General features: G+C 64.1%; 16 protein-coding genes. All 16 read left to right on the top strand.

Annotated features, from left to right (window positions below; genetic code table 11):
* Positions 1-9: 9 nt before the first annotated feature.
* The 16 genes from flgD (at position 10) to ACIGKL_RS02350 (ending at position 17,086) form a co-directional block, all read left to right on the top strand.
* The gene (flgD, locus tag ACIGKL_RS02425; RefSeq protein ID WP_397485131.1) at positions 10-675 is read left to right on the top strand and encodes a flagellar hook assembly protein FlgD; all 666 of its coding nucleotides are present in this window, start codon (positions 10-12) and stop codon (positions 673-675) included.
* A 36-nt stretch (positions 676-711) separates the two neighbouring features.
* Positions 712-2,028, top strand: a complete 1,317-nt coding sequence (gene flgE, locus ACIGKL_RS02420) for a flagellar hook protein FlgE (protein WP_397485130.1) — start codon at positions 712-714, stop codon at positions 2,026-2,028.
* Positions 2,029-2,285: 257 nt separating this feature from the next.
* Complete coding sequence (locus ACIGKL_RS02415; protein WP_397485129.1) at positions 2,286-3,026, top strand: flagellar basal body rod protein FlgF; 741 nt, start codon at positions 2,286-2,288, stop codon at positions 3,024-3,026.
* 46 nt (positions 3,027-3,072) lie between these two features.
* Positions 3,073-3,858: a flagellar basal-body rod protein FlgG gene (gene flgG, locus ACIGKL_RS02410; RefSeq protein WP_397485128.1), complete on the top strand. Its 786-nt coding sequence runs from the start codon at positions 3,073-3,075 to the stop codon at positions 3,856-3,858.
* 41 nt (positions 3,859-3,899) lie between these two features.
* On the top strand, positions 3,900-4,598 hold the full coding sequence (gene flgH / locus ACIGKL_RS02405; RefSeq protein WP_397485127.1) for a flagellar basal body L-ring protein FlgH: 699 nt from the start codon (positions 3,900-3,902) through the stop codon (positions 4,596-4,598).
* A gap of 14 nt (positions 4,599-4,612) precedes the next feature.
* Positions 4,613-5,902 carry a flagellar basal body P-ring protein FlgI gene (locus tag ACIGKL_RS02400; protein ID WP_397485126.1) on the top strand — a complete coding sequence of 430 codons (1,290 nt, stop codon included), beginning with the start codon at positions 4,613-4,615 and terminating at the stop codon, positions 5,900-5,902.
* A gap of 10 nt (positions 5,903-5,912) precedes the next feature.
* Complete coding sequence (gene flgJ, locus ACIGKL_RS02395; RefSeq protein ID WP_397485125.1) at positions 5,913-7,097, top strand: flagellar assembly peptidoglycan hydrolase FlgJ; 1,185 nt, start codon at positions 5,913-5,915, stop codon at positions 7,095-7,097.
* A 9-nt stretch (positions 7,098-7,106) separates the two neighbouring features.
* The gene (gene flgK / locus ACIGKL_RS02390) at positions 7,107-9,119 is read left to right on the top strand and encodes a flagellar hook-associated protein FlgK (protein WP_397485124.1); all 2,013 of its coding nucleotides are present in this window, start codon (positions 7,107-7,109) and stop codon (positions 9,117-9,119) included.
* Positions 9,120-9,187: 68 nt separating this feature from the next.
* Positions 9,188-10,447, top strand: coding sequence for a flagellar hook-associated protein FlgL (gene flgL, locus ACIGKL_RS02385; RefSeq protein ID WP_397485123.1), 1,260 nt, complete (start codon positions 9,188-9,190; stop codon positions 10,445-10,447).
* A gap of 448 nt (positions 10,448-10,895) precedes the next feature.
* Positions 10,896-12,089 carry a flagellin gene (locus ACIGKL_RS02380; protein WP_397485122.1) on the top strand — a complete coding sequence of 398 codons (1,194 nt, stop codon included), beginning with the start codon at positions 10,896-10,898 and terminating at the stop codon, positions 12,087-12,089.
* Positions 12,090-12,164: 75 nt separating this feature from the next.
* On the top strand, positions 12,165-12,521 hold the full coding sequence (locus ACIGKL_RS02375; protein ID WP_397485121.1) for a flagellar protein FlaG: 357 nt from the start codon (positions 12,165-12,167) through the stop codon (positions 12,519-12,521).
* 223 nt (positions 12,522-12,744) lie between these two features.
* A complete protein-coding gene (gene fliD, locus ACIGKL_RS02370) occupies positions 12,745-14,190 on the top strand; it encodes a flagellar filament capping protein FliD (RefSeq protein WP_397485120.1) in 1,446 nt (481 codons plus the stop codon).
* 3 nt (positions 14,191-14,193) lie between these two features.
* Positions 14,194-14,583, top strand: coding sequence for a flagellar export chaperone FliS (gene fliS, locus ACIGKL_RS02365; protein WP_397485119.1), 390 nt, complete (start codon positions 14,194-14,196; stop codon positions 14,581-14,583).
* A gap of 70 nt (positions 14,584-14,653) precedes the next feature.
* Positions 14,654-15,034 (top strand): flagellar export chaperone FliS, encoded by a 381-nt coding sequence (gene fliS / locus ACIGKL_RS02360; RefSeq protein WP_397485118.1) that lies wholly within the window; start codon positions 14,654-14,656, stop codon positions 15,032-15,034.
* A gap of 25 nt (positions 15,035-15,059) precedes the next feature.
* A complete protein-coding gene (locus ACIGKL_RS02355) occupies positions 15,060-15,353 on the top strand; it encodes a flagellar protein FliT (RefSeq protein WP_397485117.1) in 294 nt (97 codons plus the stop codon).
* 260 nt (positions 15,354-15,613) lie between these two features.
* The gene (locus ACIGKL_RS02350) at positions 15,614-17,086 is read left to right on the top strand and encodes a sigma-54 dependent transcriptional regulator (RefSeq protein ID WP_397485116.1); all 1,473 of its coding nucleotides are present in this window, start codon (positions 15,614-15,616) and stop codon (positions 17,084-17,086) included.
* Positions 17,087-17,202: the final 116 nt, after the last annotated feature.

Genomic DNA, 17,202 nt, shown 5'->3' with positions numbered 1-17,202 from the left:
GAGTCAGGCATGAGCACAGTCAGCGGCACCAGTTCGGTACTGGATCAGTACCAGATCAAGCAGGACACCACGCAGAACAAGGAGCTCGGCAAGAACGAGTTCCTCAACCTGCTGGTGGCCCAGTTGAACAACCAGAACCCGCTGGAGCCGCAAGGCAACGGCGAGTTCATCGCCCAGCTGGCGCAGTTCAGCCAGGTCGAGGGCATCGAGAAGCTCAACACCAGCATGGAGTCGCTGCTCTCCGGCTATCAGTCGTCGCAGGCGCTGCAGGCCTCGTCGCTGGTCGGGCGCAAGGTCATAGTGCCGACCGAGAAGGCGGTGGTCGACACCAGCGAGAGCTTCAAGGCCAGCACGGTGCTGCCGGTCACCAGCAGCAACGTCTACGTCAACGTCTACGACAGCGCCGGCTCGGTGGTCACGCGCATCAACCTGGGCGAGCAGGCCGCCGGCAACGTCAGCTTCATCTGGGACGGCAAGGATGCCAGCGGCAATCTGATGCCGCCCGGCACCTACAAGTTCGAGGCGCAGGCCAGCTACGGCGACGAGACCAAGGGTCTTTACACCCTGCTGCCGGCCAACGTCGACAGCGTCACCCTGGGCGGCAGCGAGCTGATGCTCAACCTCGCCGGCCTCGGCAGCGTTCCGATTTCCCAAGTGCAAGTCATCGGCCAATAACTATTGCCGCCGGCAGTTCCGGCAAAGGAGTCCTCCATGTCGTTCAATATCGGTCTCAGCGGCCTGCGCGCCGCGACCAAGGATCTCAATGTCACCGGCAATAACATCGCCAACGCCGGCACCGCCGGCTTCAAGCAGTCGCGCGCCGAATTCGCCGATGTCTATGCCGCCTCGGTGCTGGGGTCCGGCTCCAACCCGCAGGGCAGCGGGGTGCTGCTCGGCGACATCTCGCAGCAGTTCAACCAGGGCAATATCAACTACACGCAGAACGCCCTGGATCTGGCGATCAACGGCAACGGCTTCTTCGTCACCAGCAACAACGGCGAGATCAGCTACACCCGCGCCGGTTACTTCGGCACCGACCGCGACGGTTTCATGGTGAACAACTTCGGCTATCGCCTGCAGGGCTACTCGGTCGATGCCAACGGCAACCTGCAAAACGGCATCGTCGACGATATCCAGATCCAGACCGCCAACCAGGAGCCGCGCGCCACCGCCAACCTGGATCAGACCTTCAACCTCAACTCGAACAACACCGTGCCGACCACCGTGCCGTTCGACCCGACCGACCCGACCACCTACAACTCGTCCACCTCGACCAACATCTACGACACCCAGGGCAACTCCCACGTCTTCACCCAGTACTTCGTCAAGACCGGGGCCAACACCTGGACCATGAACGTGCTGGTCGACGGGCGCAATCCGGACGATCCGACCCTGACCACGCCGTCCAGCGTCGACTTGGAATTCACCACCGCCGGCCAGCTCGACGTGGCCGCGCTGATCGCCTCGACGCCGACCGGCTTCACCGTGGCCGCCGACGGCACCATCGACCTGGCCAGCTGGGTGCCGGCCGCACCGGACAGCTCGGTGCCGCCGGTGTGGGGGCCGAACGGCGCCGATGCCAACCCGACCGGGGTCAATATCGATCTGCGCCAGTCGACCCAGTTCGCCAGTTCCTTCGCGGTCAACAGCGTCAGCCAGGACGGCTACACCACCGGCCAGCTGGCCGGCCTGGAGATCGACGACACCGGGGTGATCTTCGCCCGCTACACCAACGGCCAGTCCCAGGTGCAGGGGCAGGTGGTGCTGGCCAACTTCGCCAACGTGCAGGGCCTGACGCCGGTGGGCAAGACCGCCTGGGTGCAGTCCTTCGAGTCCGGCGAGCCGGTGGTCGGCACGCCGCGCGCCGGCACCCTGGGCGCGCTGCAGTCCGGCGCCCTGGAGGACTCCAACGTCGAGCTGTCCGACCAGTTGGTCAACCTGATCGTCGCCCAGCGTAACTACCAGGCCAACGCCAAGACCATCGAGACCGAAAGCGCCATCACCCAGACCATCATCAACCTGCGTTGATGACAGGGCGTGGGAGGGGCTTCAGCCGCGACAGTCGCCGCTGAAGCGCCTCCCACAAGCGGAAAGCGGCAAGCCTGGCTTGCCGCTTTGCCGTTCCGGCGCCGGCAAACTCTCGCCGCCGGCGTTCTCCGGATTGCCGTTCTGTTTTTATAAAGCCTTTTAAATCAGCTGCTTGAGTGATCTTTTCGAATCTGGCACGGCGCTTGCTGAATAGCTTGCAAAGAGCCACGGGCAACAGGCCCTCTCGGAGAATCACCATGGACAAGCTGCTGTACGTCTCCATGACCGGCGCGCACAACAACACCCTGGCGCAGCGCGCGCACGCCAACAACCTGGCCAACGTCTCCACTTCGGGTTTCCGTCGCGACTTCGAGCAGGCGCGCTCCATGCCGCTGTTCGGCGACAGTTACCCGGCGCGCGTGTACGCCATGAGCGAGCGCCCGGCCACCGACTTTCGTCCCGGCTCGCTACAGGAAACCGGCCGCGACCTCGACGTGGCGGTCGGCGGCAAGGGCTGGATCGCCGTGCAGGCACCCGACGGCAGCGAGGCCTACGTGCGCACCGCCAGCCTGAACATCGACGCCCTCGGCATGCTGCGCACCGGCAACGGTTTGCCGGTGATCGGCAACGCCGGGCCGATCGCCGTGCCGCCGGAGCAGAAGGTGGAGATCGGCCAGGACGGCACCATCAGCATTCGTGCCCTCGGCGAGGACCCCAACGTGCTGGCCGAGGTCGACCGCATCAAGCTGGTCAACCCCGATCCCCAGTCGCTGGAGAAGGGCAGCGACGGCCTGATCCGGGTCAAGGGCCAGGCCGCGGCGCCGGCCGATGCCCTGGTGCAGGTGACCTCCGGCTTTCTCGAGTCGAGCAACGTCAACGCCGTCGAGGAGATGACCGCGATCCTCTCGCTGTCACGCCAGTTCGAGCTGCAAGTGAAGATGATGCGCACCGCCGAGGACAACGCCTCGTCCATGGCGCGGGTTTTGCAAATTAGCTAATTACCAGCACGCGGCGCCATGAATCTGGCGTCCGAGGAGAGTCGATATGCTTCCGGCACTGTGGGTCAGCAAGACCGGTTTGTCCGCCCAGGACATGAACCTGACCACCATTTCCAACAACCTGGCCAACGTCTCCACCACCGGCTTCAAGCGCGACCGCGCCGAGTTCGAGGACCTGCTGTACCAGATCCGTCGCCAGCCGGGCGGCCAGTCCAGCCAGGACAGCGAACTGCCCTCCGGTCTGCAACTGGGCACCGGGGTGCGCGTGGTCGGCACGCAGAAGATCTTCACCGCCGGCAGCCTGCAGACCACCGAGCAGCCGCTGGACCTGGCGATCAACGGCCGCGGCTTCTTCCAGGTCCTGCAGCCCGACGGCACCGTCTCCTACACCCGCGACGGCAGCTTCCACCTCGATTCCGACGGCCAGATCGTCACCTCCAGCGGCTTCGCCCTGGAGCCGGCCATCGTCCTGCCGGGCGAGGTGCGCACCTTCACCGTCGGCGAGGACGGCACCGTCTCGGTGACCACCGCCGGCAACCCGCAGCCGCAGATCATCGGCAACATCCAGCTGGCCGACTTCGTCAACCCGGCCGGCCTCGAGGCCATCGGCAACAACCTGTTCCTGGAGACCGGCTCCAGCGGCGCGCCGCAGGTCGGCAACCCGGGCCTCAACGGCCTCGGCACCACCCTGCAGAACACCCTGGAGAACTCCAACGTCAGCGTGGTGGAGGAACTGGTGAACATGATCACCACCCAGCGCGCCTACGAAATGAACTCCAAGGTGATTTCCACCGCCGATCAGATGCTGTCCTTCGTGACGCAGAACCTCTGATCCTTTCTTGATTGTGTTGTGAACGCCGCGAGGTAGTGGTTATGAACCGGCAAGTACTCTGTTTCCCCCTGTTGGCTGGCCTTCTGCTCGGCAGCGGCTGCGTGGCGCCGACAGCCAAGCCGGACGATCCCTATTACGCCCCGGTGTTGCCGCGCACGCCGCTGCCGGCGGCGCAGAACAACGGCTCGATCTACCAGGCCGGCTTCGAGAATGGCCTGTACGACGACCGCAAGGCGTTCCGCGTCGGCGACATCATCACCATCACCCTCAACGAGCGCACCCAGGCCAGCAAGAACGCCAACAGCGACATCGAGAAGGACAGCAGCGCCAACATGAGCATGGGTGCGCTGTTCGGCGGTGGCGTGTCGGCGACCAACCCGCTCACCGGTGGCCGCATGACCCTGGACACCGAGTTCTCCGGTTCGCGTGACGCCAGCGGGGCCAGCCAGGCGGGGCAGAGCAATAGCCTGTCCGGTTCGATCACCGTCACCGTCGCCGAGGTGCTGCCCAACGGCATCCTCGCCGTACGTGGCGAGAAGTGGATGACCCTCAATACCGGCGACGAGCTGGTGCGCATCTCCGGGCTGATCCGCGCCGACGACATCGCCACCGACAACACCGTGGCCTCGACCCGGGTGGCCGATGCGCGCATCACCTATTCCGGCACCGGCGCCTTCGCCGACGCCAGCCAACCGGGTTGGTTGAGCCGTTTCTTCCTCAGCCCGATGTGGCCGTTCTGAGCGAGGCTGTATCCATGAAATCCTGGCTGAACCCCCTAGCCGCGAGCTCCGCTCGTCAGGCGTTCAACGTCGCTCCGGCGCGCGAGTCGAGCTCGCCGCTTCGCGCTCTGCTTCCCGCGACCCAGGCGCGGCCGCTGCAGGCAAGCTCCTGCCGCCGGCAATTCGCCGCCGCCCATCGCGGCTATCGTCGCCGTGGCGCCAACGACTGGCTGCTGCTGGCGACCCTGCTGGCGTGCCTGCTGCTGAGCCTGCCGACCCAGGCCGAACGGCTCAAGGACCTGGCCTCGATCCAGGGCGTGCGCAGCAACCAGCTGATCGGCTACGGCCTGGTGGTGGGCCTCAACGGCAGCGGCGACCAGACCACCCAGACCCCCTTCACCGTGCAGACCTTCAACAACATGCTGGCGCAGTTCGGCATCAAGGTGCCGCCGGGCGGCAACGTGCAGTTGAAGAACGTCGCCGCGGTATCGGTGCATGCCGACCTGCCGGCGTTCGCCAAGCCGGGGCAGACCATCGACATCACCATTTCCTCCATCGGCAACGCCAAGAGCCTGCGCGGCGGCAGCCTGCTGATGACCCCGCTCAAGGGCATCGACGGCAACGTCTACGCCATCGCCCAGGGCAACCTGGTGGTCGGCGGCTTCGACGCCGAGGGCGGCGACGGTTCGCGGATCACCGTCAACGTGCCGTCGGCCGGGCGCATTCCCGGCGGCGCCACGGTGGAGCGGCCGGTGCCCAGCGGTTTCGATCAGGGCAACACGCTGACCCTGAACCTCAACCGCCCGGACTTCACCACGGCGAAGAACATCGTCGACCAGATCAACGACCTGCTCGGCCCGGGCGTGGCCCAGGCCATCGACGGCGGCTCGATCCGCGTCAGCGCGCCGCTCGACCCCAACCAGCGCGTCGACTACCTGTCGATCCTGGAGAACCTCGAAGTGAAGGCCGGCCAGGCGGTGGCCAAGGTCATCATCAACTCGCGCACCGGTACCATCGTCATCGGCCAGAACGTGCGGGTGCAGCCGGCGGCGGTGACCCACGGCAGCCTGACCGTGACCATCACCGAAGATCCCATCGTCAGCCAGCCCGAGGCCTTCTCCGGCGGCCAGACCGCCGTGGTGCCGCGCTCGCGGGTGGATGCCGAGCAGGAGGCCAAGCCGATGTTCAAGTTCGGCCCCGGCACCAGCCTCGACGAGATCGTGCGCGCGGTGAACCAGGTGGGCGCGGCGCCCTCCGACCTGATGGCCATCCTCGAGGCGCTCAAGCAAGCCGGCGCTCTCCAGGCCGACCTGATCGTGATCTGAGGACAGCGCCATGGATTCCCGACTCTCAGCAGGCCTGCTCGGCAACGGCAAGAGCCTTATCGACAGCGGCGCGGTCACCGACCTGAATCGCCTCAACCAGTTCAAGGTGGGCGGCGACAGCGAACGGAACATCCGCAAGGTCGCCGAGGAATTCGAGTCGCTGTTCATGAACGAGATGCTCAAGGCCATGCGTTCGGCCGGCGAGGCGTTCGTCGAGGGCAATTTCCTCAACAGCAACGAGAGCAAGACCTACCAGGACATGCACGACCAGCAGCTGTCGGTGACCCTGGCCAAGGAAGGCCGCGGCATCGGCCTGGCCGATGTGCTGGTGCGGCAGATGTCCAAGCTCAAGCAGCCCTCCAGCCGGCCCAATCCCTTCGCCCAGATCGAGCAACCGCTGAGCAAGGCGAGCACCGCCGAGGCCGAGAAAGTGGCCAACGCCGAAGGCTTCCGCGACGAGGTGGCGCTGCTCAATCGCCGTCGCCTGGCGGTGCCGGGCAAGCTGGCCGACCGCCTGCTGGCCGGCATCGTGCCGTCGGTTGGCGAAGGCGAGGGCAAGACCCTGGCCGGCGGCGACTGGATTGCCGCACAAAGCTTCGCCGCGCCCAAGGCCGATGGCCTGAGCCTGAACAGCAACGATGCCATCAGCGGCCGGCGCATCGCCCAGCCGCCGCTGGCGCCGGGCAAGGCCGCGTTCGCCTCGCCGCAGGAGTTCGTCGCCACCATGCTGCCGATGGCCGAGGCGGCGGCCGAGAGGATCGGCGTCGACCCGCGCTACCTGGTGGCCCAGGCCGCGCTGGAAACCGGCTGGGGCAAGTCGATCATCCGCACCCGCGACGGCGAGAGCAGCCACAACCTGTTCGGCATCAAGAGCCACAACAGCTGGGACGGCGAGTCGGCGCGGGTGCTGACCACCGAATACAAGGGCGGCAAGGCGGTCAAGGAGGCGGCCAGCTTCCGCGCCTACGACTCCTACGCGCAGAGCTTCGACGACTACGTCAGCTTCCTGCAGAGCAACGGTCGCTACGAAAAAGCGCTGAACGCTACCGAGAACCCGGAGCGTTTCGTCAAGGAACTGCAGCAGGCCGGTTACGCCACCGACCCCAACTACGCGCGCAAGATCGCCCAGATCGCCCGCAAGATGCAGACCTACCAGGCCGTGGCCGCTGCCGATAGCGCCACCACAAGGACTTGAGGCTGAAGCATGGCTGACCTACTGAGTATTGGCCTGTCCGGGCTTGCCGCCAGCAAGACCCAGCTCAGCGTCACCGGTCACAACATCACCAATATCAATACACCGGGCTATACCCGCCAGGATGCGGTGCAGGCCACGCGCATTCCGCAGTTCAGCGGCGCCGGCTATATCGGCTCGGGTACCAGCCTGGTGGATATCCGCCGCAGCTACAGCGAGTTTCTTACCAGCCAGTTGCGCTCCAGCACGGCGCTGGCCAGCGACGTGGCGGCCTACAAGAGCCAAATCGATCAGCTCGACTCCTTGCTGGCCGGCTCCACCACCGGCATCACTCCCTCGCTGCAATCCTTCTTCGCCGCGTTGCAGACCGCGGCAGAGGATCCGGCCAATATCCCGGCGCGGCAACTGGTGCTGTCCGAGGCCGAGGGCCTCTCGCGGCGCTTCAATACCGTTTACGAACGGCTCAATGAGCAGAACAACTTTCTCAACAAGCAGATGGTGGCGGTCAGCGATCAGGTCAACCGCCTGGCTACCAGCGTCGCCAGCCTGAACAACGCCATCGCCGTCGCGGCGGCCAACGGCCAGCAGCCCAACGACCTGCTCGATGCCCGCGACGAGGCGGTGCGCCAGCTGTCCACCTACGTCGGCGTCACCGTGGTGCCGCAGGACGACAGCAGCTACAACCTGTTTATCGGCAGCGGCCAGCCGCTGGTGGTGGGCGCTACCGCCAGCCGCCTGGAGGTCGGGCCGGGGCAGGGCGATCCCACGCGCTTCGAGGTTCAGTTCGTCAGCGGCAACTCGCGCCAGACCATTACCACCCAGCTCAGCGGCGGCGAGCTGGGCGGCTTGATCCGCTATCGCCAGGAGGTACTGGACTCCACCTTCAACAGTCTCGGCCGTCTGGCCCTGGCCGTCAGCGATCAGGTCAACAGTCAGCTTGGCCAGGGCCTCGACCTCAAGGGGCAGGTGGGGAGCGCGCTGTTCGGCGACTTCAACGATCCGGCGTTGGCAGCACTGCGCGTACGCGTTTTCAGTAGCAACAGCAGCAATGCCCAGCCCTTGCTCAATATAGGCGACACCAGCCTGCTGACCGCCAGCGACTACCGCCTGGAGTTCGACGGCACCAACTACACGGCGCGCCGCCTCAGCGATAACGCGATGATGAGCGTGACCGAGAACCCGCCCGGCACGCTCAGCTTCAGCGACGGCAATGGTCGCGACCAGGGTTTCACCATAGACGTCGGCACGCCGGCGCCGGCGGCAGGTGACATCTTCCTGCTGCAGCCGACCCGTCGCGGCGCCGGCGACATCGCCGTCGTGCTCGATCAGCCCGACCAGTTGGCCTTTGCCGCGCCCGTGCGGGCCGAGTCCAACCTGCAGAACCGCGGCACCGGCGCCATTAGCCAGCCCGACCTGCAGTCCGTGCTGAATCTGGGCAGCCTGACCGGCGCTCTGCCGGTAACCCTGACCTACGACGAGGCCGCCGGTGATTTCAGCGTGCCGGCTGGCGCCACCCTGACCCGTATCAACGCCGATGGTACGCCGGCCGCACCGGCCAGCTTCCAGTCCGGGCAGACCAATAGCTACGAACTGCAGCTGGCCGATGGCAGCACCCTGCGCCTGACCCTCAGCGGCCGGCCGCAGGAGGGCGACACCTTCGCCGTTGCCTTCAATGCCAATGGCGTATCCGACAACCGCAACGCGCTGAAACTGGCCGACCTGCAATCAAAGGCGACCATCGGCGTCGATCCCGCCGCGCCAGGAAGTACCGGTGTGAGTTTCTCCGATGGCTACGGCGACCTGGTCGAACGGGTTGGCACCCTGACCGCTCAGGCGCGGCTGGATGGCGAGGCGACCACGGCGATTCTCAAGCAGGCCACCGACAACCGCGATTCGCTGTCGGGGGTCAACCTGGACGAAGAAGCGGCCAACCTGATCAAGTTCGAGCAGTACTACAACGCCTCGGCGCAAATCATTCAAGTTGCCCGCTCTTTGTTCGATACCCTGATCAGTTCATTTAGATAAACCGTAGGTGCGCACGCCGCACCCTACGAATCCGTCAACGCTCGACGGTCGCATCAAGAGGCTCAAGCATGCGCATCTCTACTATCCAGGCATTCAACAACGGGGTTTCCGGCCTGCAGCGCAACTACGCCAACGCCATCCGCACCCAGGAGCAGATCAGCACCGGCAACCGCATTCTCACCCCGGCGGACGACCCGGTGGCCTCGGTGCGTCTGCTGCAACTGGAGCAGCAGCAGTCGGTGCTGGGCCAGTATCAATCCAACCTGACGGCGGCGAAGAACAGCCTGACTCAGGAGGAGGTCACTCTCAATTCGGTCAACACCGTGTTGCAGCGGGTGCGTGAGCTGACCGTGCAGGCAGGCAATGGTGGGCTCGATCAGGCCGGGCGTCAGGCCATCGCCGCCGAACTGGGCCAGCGCGAAGACGAACTGCTGGCGCTGATGAACACCCGCAATGCCCGTGGCGAGTACCTGTTCGCCGGCTTCCAGGGCAAGACCCAGCCTTATCTGCGCACGGCCGATGGCAGCTATCTGTATCAGGGCGACGATGGCCAGCGCAAACTGCAGATCGCCAGCTCGCTGGAGCTGCCGATCAGCGACAGCGGCCGAGCCATCTTCGACAGTGGCCGCAATGCCGCGCGCCTGAGTATCGGCGGCAATCCGGCGGCGCCTGCCGCGCCCATCATCAGCGGTGCGCTAGTGGACGACGAGGTGGCGTTTGCCAGCTTTCCCGCCGGCGGCATTCGCCTGGACTTCAACGACCCCGCCGATCCGCTGGCCTATACCCTGACCCCGGTGGACGAGAACGGCGTGGATGGCACGCCGGTCAGCCGACGCTTGGTGGAGGGGCAGGACAGCCTGGTGCAGTACGGTGGTGCGGCCTTCTACGTCAACGGCGTACCGCCTGCCGGATCGAGCTTCATGATCGCGCCGCCGGATACCGACCCGGCCACCGCGCCTGCCAACAGGGTGGGCATCCTCAATGCGATCGCTACTCTGCGTCAGTCTCTGGAAGACGCGCCCACTACCCCTGAGGGCAATCGCGAGGTGCGCGATGCCGTGGCGCTGGGCCTCACCAATCTGGACAACAACATGGTGGCCCTGGATCAGGTGCGTGGGCAGATCGGCGCGCGCCTCAATGTGGTGGAGACTTCATTGACCGATAACGAGGATGTCACCCTGGTTAACAAGTCTGTGCAGGCCGAGCTGCGCGAGCTGGACTACGCCGAGGCCCTGTCGCGCCTGGCCTTCCAGTCGGTGATCCTAGAGGCGGCGCAGCAGAGCTATGTGAAGATTTCCGGGCTCAACCTGTTCAACCAGTTGCGCTGACGGGCTATCGCCTCGCTTCATTTTTTGGGGGTAGGGGCGGATTTATCCGCGAAGCTTTTCCTGAGTTACTCCGTTTCGTAGCCCGGATTGCATCCGGGCCGCGTCGTCGTTCTGTGTGTGATAGTGCTCTTGTAGGAGCGGCTTCAGCCGCGAACCTTCGGCGCAGGTAAAAATTTCGCGGCTAAAGCCGCTCCTTGCGAGCCGCCAAATCAGGGGCAAGCCAGACAAACCTTTGGCGAAGTCGTTTCGTTGACCCTGAAGGCTACATAACCAGCTGTTTTAAAAACAAAAAAAAAATCCACAAAAAACTCGAAAAAAGCCTAAAGCCATCACCGGCAGCGCCGATACAAGAGACGAATGCGAAGTAACTGGGTGCCTGAGCAAGGCGACCGCCCAAGCGCTCGCAGCACCCGGCTAATCTGAGTACCAGCCCATTGGAGGCAACACCATGGCTCTTACCGTCAATACCAACATTGCGTCCCTGAACACTCAGCGCAACCTGAACACCTCGTCCAAGGCGCTGGATACCTCCCTGCAGCGCCTGTCCACCGGTTCGCGCATCAACTCCGCCAAGGACGACGCCGCCGGCCTGCAGATTTCCAACCGCCTGACCAGCCAGGTCAACGGCCTGGGGGTGGCGGTGCGCAACGCCAACGACGGTATTTCCCTGGCGCAGACCGCCGAAGGTGCCCTGCAGCAGTCCACCAATATCCTGCAGCGTATGCGCGACCTGTCCCTGCAGTCGGCCAACGGTTCCAACAGCTCCAGCGAGCGTGGCGCCCTGAACAGCGAGATGAAGCAGCTGCAGAAGGAACTCGACCGTATCAGCAACACCACCACCTTCGGTGGCCGCAAGCTGCTGGACGGCAAGTTCGGCACCGCCAGCTTCCAAGTTGGCGCCCAGGCCAACGAGAACATCAGCGTTTCGCTGAGCTCGGCCAGCGCCTCCAGCCTTAAGGGTGAGTTCTATCAGCAAACCCTCACTGGCGTCACCGGTCTGGCAACACCCCCCGCCGATGGCGAACTCAACGTCGCAGTCGTGACCACTCAGGGCTCAGCCACTATCAAGGTGGCTATCAAGGCGACCGATTCGGTCGACGACGTCGGCAAGAAGATCGCGGCCGGTATCGGTGAGTCCAACCTGGGTGTCGGCGCCTTCTACACCAGCGCCGGTGCCATGAACGTGGTCTCGGCCGAAGATATGAGCAGCGGTACCCGTGCCAACTCGCTGACCTCGATCACCATCACCGACGGCGCAGGCGCTCTGGCGACCGGTGCCACCATCGGCGCAGGCGTGACCCCGGCAGCTGCTGCTGCCCAGACCAACTCCGACGTTAGCCAGCTGGATATCTCCACTGCCGAAGGCGCGCAGAAGGCGGTGCTGGTGCTCGATCAGGCGCTGACCACCATCGACAATCAGCGTGCCGATCTGGGTGCAGTGCAGAACCGCTTCGACAACACCATTGCCAACCTGCAGAACATCGCAGAGAACGCCTCGGCCGCCCGTAGCCGGATTTCGGACACCGACTTCGCCGCCGAAACTGCCAACCTGAGCAAAAATCAGGTGCTGCAGCAGGCAGGCACCGCGATCCTGGCTCAGGCCAACCAGCTGCCGCAGGCGGTACTCAGCCTGCTGCGTTAAGCTTGGGGCTGGTTGCTGTGAACCACGGGGGGTAGCGCTTGCGCTACTCCCCGCTTTGCCATTCGAGGTGAAGTTATGGAAATCAATCTGCTTGGCGGTATATCCGGCGCTGCAGTCGTCAGAACGGCGCGCAGCGACGCGGGCGCGCCGGCTGCGCTGCAAAAGCCGGAAGAGCGTCAGCCTGCGTTGCTGCAAGCGTCGGAGGTCGGGCGTCAGCCTGTGGAAGAGGCGGTATCCAGCATCCGCGAGTTCGCCCAGAGCATTCAGCGTAATCTGAACTTCAGCCTGGACGATTCGACCGGGCGGGTGGTGGTCAAGGTGACCGACGGGGTATCGGGCGAGGTCATTCGTCAGATTCCCTCTGAAGAAGCGCTGCGTCTGGCCGAAACCCTGGATGAGGTGCGTAGCCTGCTGTTCAATGCCCAGGCCTGAGAGCTTGTGAATAAATCTACTGCGCTCGGCATCTCGTATTTCGGCTGTGCTCGCAATGCTCATGTATTGCAATACACTCCGCTTGCTGCGCGCAGGCGAAACGCAATCTGCCTTCGCTCGCGACGATTTCTTCACGAACTCTGAGCGCGTGGGCTGGTACGTTTATTGCTGATTCTGCGCGTTGGCGTGGTGTTCGCGTCAACCCAATGGCGAGGTGAAACTTATGGCTGGCATAACGGGAATTGGCTCCGGCATCGATATCAATAGCATCGTCGGTGCGATGGTCAACGCCGAGCGGGCGCCCAAAGAGGCGCAACTGGCGCGCCTGGAAAAGGCCTCCACCACCAAGTTTTCCGCCCTGGGCCAGCTCAAGAGCGCCCTGAGCGAACTGCAGGCGGCGCTCAAGGATCTTAATAACTCGTCGTTGTTCGAAAAGCGCACAGCCACCTCGTCCAATACCACTGCGTTGACGGCTAGTGCCGGCAGCGCTGCCCTGGCCGGTAGCTACCAGGTCGAGGTCGGGCGTCTGGCGAGTGCCAGCAAGGTGGCGACCCAGAGTCTCGCTTCGAGCTTTAGTGCTTCGGGGGCGGGCACACTGACGGTCAAGCTGGGCGCTGGCGACGAGGCCGGCGTCGATGTGGCCATCGAGGCGGGCGATGATCTGGCCGCGATCCGCGACAAGCTCAATACAGCGCTGAAGGACAAGGGCATCAGTGCCAATATCGTCAACGACCCGGCCGGCGGCACCTCGCGGCTGGTGCTCAGCGCCAAGGAAACCGGTGCCGGCAAGGATATCTATATCGAGACGGCCGATGCCGCGCTCGCTGATCTGGCCATCGGCAGCATCAACTATAGCGACCCGGACAATCCCGTGGGGACGCTCGCCGCGGTCAGCGGCTCCGCCGCAGGCTACCTGGAGCAGGCTTCGAACGCTGAGTTCAAGATCGACGGCCTGAGCCTGAGCAGCGCCAGCAATACCATTAGCAACGCCATCCCCGATGTGACCCTGACCCTGGTCGGCAAGACCGAAGCAGACAAGCCGTTGAGCGTGACCGTCGGCCAGGACAATGCCGGGGTCAAAAGCAGCATCAAGAAGTTCGTCGATACTTACAACAAGCTGATCTCCACCTCCAATCAGTTGACCAATGTCACTCAGGTTGGCGAGGGCAAGGCGCCGGTCGTCGGCGGTCTGGTTGGCGATGCGACCGTGCGTACCTTGCTCGGCGGAGTGCGCAACGAGCTGGTCAATCCGGGCGGCGAATCGGGGGATGCCGTGCGCATCCTGGCTGACCTTGGCATCACCACACAGAAAGACGGCACCCTGAAGATCGACGACAGCAAGCTCGACAGCGCATTAAAGGACAACTATGACGCGGTAGGCGCCTTTTTCATCGGAGACACTGGCTTGATGAAACGCCTCGAGCAGCGTATCGAGGGTTACACGCAATCTGGTGGCATCCTCGATGAGCGCATGAAGGGGCTGCAAACCACCATCAGCGGCATCGACAAGCAGAAAGAAACCCTCAACCGCCGTATCGAGCAATTGCAGACCCGTCTGTTCGCCCAGTTCAACGCCATGGACTCGTTGGTGGGGCAATTGAACCAGACCAGTGATCGCCTGGCGCAGGCCCTGGGCAGCCTGCCCGGCGTGGTCAAGAAGGATAGTTGAGCCATGAGCAACCCCATCGACACCTACAAAACGGTCAATACCGCGCAGGACGTCAGCCCCTACCGTATCGTTCAGTTATTGCTGCAGGGCGCTCTGGAGCGCCTGTCCCTGGCCCGCCATGCCCAGCTCGAGGGCAATCCTGAGGTTCGCGGCCTGGCTGTCGGCAGTACCCTGTCCATCATCGGCGCATTGCAGGCCGGGCTGGACAAGGAGCTGGGCGGCGAGATCGCCGAGAATCTGGATGCGCTGTACGACTACATGACCCGCCGCCTGGCCGGCGTGGCACTGGACGATACACCTCGCAGCCTGGACGAGGTGCAGGCCTTGCTGAGCCAAATCAAGGAGGCCTGGGACGCCATCGGCCCCGAGGTGGAGCCCGCATCGGCAGGTTAATTTCGCCTAAAGCTTTGCCGGCCAGGGCCGATACCCAAGGTATCAGCCAAACAGCAGAGCGAGAGCGACGATGAATGCAATGGCGGCCCTCCAGCAGTACCAGACCGTCAATACTCAAGCCCAGGCCTTCGAGGCCAGTCCCCATCGCCTGATTCAGATGTTGATGGAAGGCGGCCTGACCCGTATCGCCCAGGCGCGCGGTGCCATGGAACGCGGTCAGACGGAGCTTAAGGGCGAGCTGATCAGCAAGAGCATCGCCATCGTCGGTGGCCTGCGCGAGGCGCTGGATCATCGTCAGGGTGGCGAGCTGGCGGCGAATCTGGATAGCCTGTACGAATACATGACGGGGCGGCTGCTGCAGGCCAATCGCAACAACGAGCCGGCATTGCTCGAAGAAGTGGCCGCGCTGCTGCGCGAGGTCAAATCCGGTTGGGATGCCATCGCCCAGTAATGGCATGGTGTCGGAGGAGAAGGTTATGAATGCTACTGTCCAGCGTTTGCAGGAGACCGGCACGGCCCTGCGCGACGCCCTGGCCAAGCAGGACTGGGCGGCCATCGGCGAACTGGACCTGCAATGCCGCATGGCGGTCGATGCGGCCATGGTCGAGAGTCGCGATGAAGAGCAGTTGCGCGGCAGCATGGAAAACCTGCTGGCGCTCTACCGTGAGCTGGTGACCGTTTGTCAGGCCGAGCAGCAGCGCCTGGCTGGCGAGCTGGTGCAGCTCAATCAGTCTCGTCAAGGCGCCAAGGTCTATCAGCTGTTTGGCTGATTTAGCTGCAATTTCCCGAGCTTAGCCGCCAGGTTCGGCTCGGTTTCCCTTCCGCAATTGCCTGCGACTTTTCTCTTTTTATCGGCTGCCACTACCCGACTGTGCGAACAACTGCTTAGCTATGGTCATAGGCGAGCAAAAAAATTACGCCATAAAATTGACTGCGTCCAAAATATTGACTTTACTAGTGGCCAATTGCCGGTGTGCGCCGAGGATCTGGCGTGCAATTTCCTTCACTCCTCGAGTCAGACAAACACAAGATGTGGCGTGAAACCAAAATCCTGTTGATTGACGATAATGCCGCGCGCCGCCACGAGCTGGCGATCATTCTGAATTTTCTCGGGGAAGAGCACCTCGCCTGCAGCAGCCAGAACTGGCGGGATGCGGTCGCCGAGCTGGAGTCGAGTCGCGAGGTGCTCAGCCTGTTGCTCGGCGAGGTCGAATCCAAGGGCGGTGCGCTGGAGCTGACCAAGCAGATCGCCGCTTGGGACGAGTTCCTGCCGCTGCTGACGATCGGTGAGACCGCAGCCGGCGACTGGCCCGAGGACCTGCGCCGGCGCGTGCTGGCCAGCCTGGAAACCCCGCTGAGCTACAACAAGCTGCTCGATTCGCTGCACCGCGCCCAGGTCTATCGTGAGATGTACGATCAGGCCCGCGACCGCGGCCAGCGGCGCGAGCCCAACCTGTTCCGCAGCCTGGTCGGCACCAGCCGCGCCATCCAGCAGGTGCGGCAGATGATGCAGCAGGTGGCCGACACCGAGGCCAGCGTGCTGATCCTCGGCGAGTCCGGCACCGGCAAGGAGGTGGTGGCGCGCAACCTGCACTATCACTCCAAGCGCCGCGAAGCGCCGTTCGTGCCGGTCAACTGCGGTGCGATTCCCGCCGAGCTGCTGGAGAGCGAGCTGTTCGGGCACGAGAAGGGCGCCTTCACCGGCGCCATTACCAGCCGGGCAGGGCGCTTCGAGCTGGCCAATGGCGGTACCCTGTTCCTCGACGAGATCGGCGACATGCCGCTGCCGATGCAGGTCAAGCTGTTGCGCGTGCTGCAGGAGCGCACCTTCGAACGGGTCGGCAGCAACAAGACGCAGACCGCCGATGTGCGCATCATCGCCGCCACCCACAAGAATCTGGAGAAGATGATCGAGGACGGCAGCTTCCGCGAGGATCTGTACTACCGCCTCAACGTCTTCCCCATCGAGATGGCGCCGCTGCGCGAGCGCATCGAGGACATCCCGCTGCTGATGAACGAGCTGATCTCGCGCATGGAGCACGAGAAACGTGGCTCGATCCGTTTCAACTCGGCGGCCATCATGTCGCTGTGCCGCCACGACTGGGCGGGCAACGTGCGCGAGTTGGCGAATCTGGTCGAGCGCATGGCGATCATGCATCCCTACGGGGTGATCGGCGTCGGCGAGCTGCCGAAGAAGTTCCGTCACGTCGACGACGAGGACGAGCAGATGGCCGCCAGCCTGCGCGACGAGCTGGAAGAGCGCGCGGCGATCATATCCGGCCTGCCGGGGCTGGATACCCCGGCCATGCTGCCGCCGGAGGGCCTGGACCTGAAGGACTACCTGGGCAATCTGGAACAGGGGCTGATCCAGCAGGCGCTGGACGACGCCGGCGGCGTGGTGGCGCGTGCCGCCGAGCGCCTGCGCATTCGCCGTACCACTCTGGTGGAGAAGATGCGCAAGTACGGCATGAGCCGCCGCGAAGAGGAGGGTCAGGAGGATTGATCGACCTGGGCGCGATCCAAGCGAATGCCATTTGCCGACAGCATGCCAGCTTCTGTAGGAGCCGCGCCCCGCGGCGAAAGCGGTCGAATGTGCAACGCACAACTACAAAGCTTCGC

Origin of the sequence: Pseudomonas sp. NPDC077186, from assembly GCF_044543505.1 — a bacterium.
GTDB lineage: Bacteria > Pseudomonadota > Gammaproteobacteria > Pseudomonadales > Pseudomonadaceae > Aquipseudomonas.
The sequence above is the reverse complement of the archived record's forward strand: the minus strand, read 5'-3'. Positions and strand labels throughout refer to the sequence as shown.